General features: G+C 48.2%; 2 protein-coding genes. Both read right to left on the bottom strand.

The window, feature by feature from the left end; genetic code table 11:
* A partial coding sequence (locus tag KDK19_RS17605) for a hypothetical protein (RefSeq protein ID WP_257254912.1) occupies positions 1 to 1,471 on the bottom strand: 1,471 nt, incomplete at its 3' end.
* A gap of 255 nt (positions 1,472 to 1,726) precedes the next feature.
* The coding region (locus tag KDK19_RS17600) for a hypothetical protein (RefSeq protein WP_257254913.1) at positions 1,727 to 3,947 on the bottom strand (2,221 nt) is incomplete at its 5' end.

Raw genomic sequence — 3,947 nt, 5'->3', positions numbered from 1 at the left:
CGCTGTGGTATCCGCTTTTGTGACTCGATAGAGATGCAGCACTTTTGTAGACTCTCCCGCATGGTCCTTGCTGGCCATGCTCCCCGGCCACGATCACTTCACAGACTTTTTGCCCGGAGTGTTCTTGTCTTTTTTGAATCATCAGGGCTATGGCATTCCTGCAAACCTTTCCGCATGGCCGCTGTTGACGATCCTCCCCGACCACGATCACTTCACAGATTTGTTGCTTGCCATGGTCTTTGATTTTGTGATCAAACAGAGCTTGAGCATTATTGCAGACCTTCCTGCATGCGCGTGACTGGCCATCCTTGCCGACCGCGGAGACCGCACAGGTTCTTTGACCGCTGTCGGCTTTGGCTTGTGCTGCGCCTGCCCGGGAAAGCTGAGGTTGGCTCTGATCCAAATGGGATGACTTAGAGGTTGTTTGTTGTGTTTCTGAATGGTTAAGCGTAAAGGCAACCTCGTCTTCTTTGAGAAGACTCTCTGGATCGAGTGACCCATCAATGGCCTCAAAATCATCAGCGATGGAAGACAAATGGTTGAGCATTGGCACATCATCATCGAGTAACCCGATAGCTTCAATGGCATTCTGGATTGAGTCTGTAAGGTGGCCATCAATGCCATCAATTAGTGGGTCAGAATCGAATGGGAGCTGAATGTCAGAAAGATCATTCAATGTTTTGAAAAGAGGGTTTTGTCGTAACTTCATAGAATTTGCAGGATCATAATGCCCCACGCAACTAAAGCACTGTCCAGTAGCCAAGTGAGAGCCTGAGCTTTCAGAGGTATTCAGGGGCCGCTCAGCGGGCCCACTGCTACCAGATGGGGGGCGGCGGAATCGACAAAAGCCATAACAGGGATGGATGAAACAATTTAAACCCAAAGTGTGCTGTTGTTGCTGATAGCCTCCGTTACCACCGCTATAGTCATTATTCAGCGGTCTAATTAAAGAACTAATGGGTGAAAGGGTGGCTTGTGGAGCTTGCTGGCTGAATGATTCTGATGACTGGTATTGTGGTGGATTATTTCCGGAGCCAAACACCGTAATGATGGTTGCAAACGGGTGATCCTGATTCGCCTGTTGTTCAATCGGGTTAAACAGCTGTGTATCGGGGACACAATAGTTTTTTAAAAACCAATCGACAGCGGCAACCACTTCTGTTGGAAGCCATAAATAAGGGGTGTCGCTCGTGGGAAACTGTTTGGTGGTCAGGATCAGTTCGTAAGCAATCAGCAGATTCGTAGCGTAAAGCCACTGCCACGAAATCGACTCAATGATGGTCTTTTGTATTCCATAATTAAATGTCCTATGTCGTTTTTTATCAGGTGCTAAATCTCGTTCTGCATAGTCGTCTATTTGGGCAATATCGGACAGGTTGACCGACAACGTATGCCAGTCACGATTTATAGAAAAGTTTTGTTTTAGAGAATCTGAATCCTGTTTAAGCTCGAAAATAAAACATCTTGTCAACGATCCGGCCGAACAGGCGACAGACAACGACAACAGCGTTAACAGTATTCCCTCAAAGAATGAGTGTTTAATAATTCTATCCTTGCATTCTGGTTTACAGAGAAGAAGGATAGATCAAGAAAATGGATGTGCTTTATGTCAAAATCCAGCAGGCTGACAAAGAACAGTGCCCTTCCAAACGGCCCCGTTGCGAGGACGGCAGAAAATTGAGGCTGAAATTTCGGTTTTGTGAGGAGAATAGCGAGCTTATATGTATTAGTCCGTTAGTTTCCCTTGGTCTTCACACTTATTCACTTTATCTGCTGATGGACTAAGCTCATCGTCCTCGTTCAGATCAACAGGCTTGCGTTTTCGATGTCTTCTTTTGTGATCCCATAGGCATTGTGAATTTTTGTAGGCCTTCCCGCTTGGCCGTTGCTGGTCATCCTCCCGGCATTCAGTCACGTCACAGAATTTTTGCCCTCTGTGGGCGGCGTATTTGTGATTCGACAGGGCTTTAGAATTCTTGCAGACTCTCCCACATGGCCGCTGCTGACCACCCGCCCCGACCACGCTCATGTCACAGGTTCGTTCCCCGCTGTGGTATCCGCTTTTGTGAGTTGACAGGGCTTGAACATTCTTGAAGTATTTCCCGCACGGTCGCTGCCGACCATCCTTCCCGACCATGATCACTTTACAAACTTTTCGTCCGCAGTGGTCTTGTTTTTTATGATACCTCAGGGCTCTGGCATTCTTGCAGGGCTTCCCGCATGGTCGCGGTTGACCATGCTCCGCGACCACGATCACTTCACAGGTTCGTTGCTCACCGTGGCATAAGCTTTTGTGATCCGACAGAGCTCGAGCATTCTTGAAGAGCTTACCGCACGGCTGCTGCTGGCAATCCTCCCCGACTACGGTCACGTCACATGTTTTTTGCCCGGTGTGAAAACCGCTTCTGTGAGTCGCCAGGGCGCCAACACTCTTGCAGAGCCGCCCGCATGGCCGTGACTGGCCATCCTTCCCGACCACGGCCGCCTCACAGATTTTTTGCTCGCTGTGGTATCTGTTTTTGTGATTCACCAGGGCGTCAGCATTCTTACAAACCTTCCCGCATGGCCGTGATTGTCCATCCTTTCCGACCACGGTCACGTCACAGTTTTTTTGCCCTGTGTGATATCTGCCTTTGTGATTCATCAGGGCTCTGGCATTCTTGCAGACCTTCCCGCATGCCCCTGGCTGGCCATCCTTCGCGACAACGGTCTCCTCACATATTCTTTGATCACTGTCGACTGTGGCTTGTGCTGCGCCTGTCTGGGAAAGATCGGGTCGGCTCTGATCCAATTGGGATGACTTCGAGGTGGTGTGTTGTGTTTCTGAATAGTTAAGCGTAAAGGCCATCCCGTCTTCTTCGGGAAGACTCTGTAGATTGAGTGACCGATTAATGACCTCAACATCATCAGCGATGGAAGACAAATACCCGGGCAATGGCGCATCATCATTGAGTGACACGGTAGCATCAATAGCATTCTGGATTGAGTCTTCAAGGTCACTATCAGTGCCATCAAATAGTGGCTCAGAATCGAATGAGAGCTGAATGTCAGAAAGATCATTCAATGTATTAAAAAGAGGGTTTTGCCTGGACGCCATAGCATTTGCAGGGTCAAAATGCCCCATGTCACTTAAGCAGTGTCCAGCAGGCAATTGGAACCATGAGCTTTCCAGACGATTCATAGGCCAATCAGCAGGCTCACTGCTATTGGATGAGAGGCGGAAGTGACAACTCCCATGGCAGGGATGGGTAAAACAATTCAAACCTAAAGTGTGCTGGTGTTGCTGATGGCCTCCGTTACCGCCGCTATAGCCATTATTAAAAGGGCTGATAAAAGAGCTTATAGGCGGGAGGGTGGTTTGCGGGGCTTGCTGGCTGGGTGATTCTGACGACTGGCATTGTGGTGGATTATTTCCGGAGCCAAACACCGCAGTGATGGTTGCAAACGGATGACCCTGATTCGCCTGTTGCTCAATCGGGTCAAATGGCTTTGTATCGGGGTTGCTATAGTTTTTTAAAAGCCAACCGGCAGCGACAACCACTTCTACAGGAAGCCAGAAATAGGGGGTGACGCTCAAATGGGCCTCTGTGTTCAGGATCAGTTCGCAAGCAATCAGCAGATTCGTAGCGTAAAGCCATTGCCACGAAATCGACTCAATGATGTTCTTTTTTATCCCATAACTAAATGATCTATGTCGTTTTTTATCATGTGCTAAATCTGTTTCTTTATCGTCGTTTATATCGGCAATATCGGACGGGTTGCCCGACAACGTATGCCAGTCACGTTTTATAGAAAAATTTTGTTTCAGAGAATCTACATCCTGTCTATGCTCGAAAATAAAACGTCTTGTCAACGAGCCGGCCGAACAGCTGACAGACAACGACAGTAGCATTAACAGCATTGCCGCAAAGAATGAGTGTTTAATAATTCTATCCTTGCATTCTGGT

Origin of the sequence: Endozoicomonas sp. ONNA1, assembly GCF_024606325.1 — a bacterium.
In the GTDB taxonomy this organism is placed as follows: domain Bacteria; phylum Pseudomonadota; class Gammaproteobacteria; order Pseudomonadales; family Endozoicomonadaceae; genus Endozoicomonas_A.
This window is presented reverse-complemented; position numbering and strand designations above follow the sequence as displayed.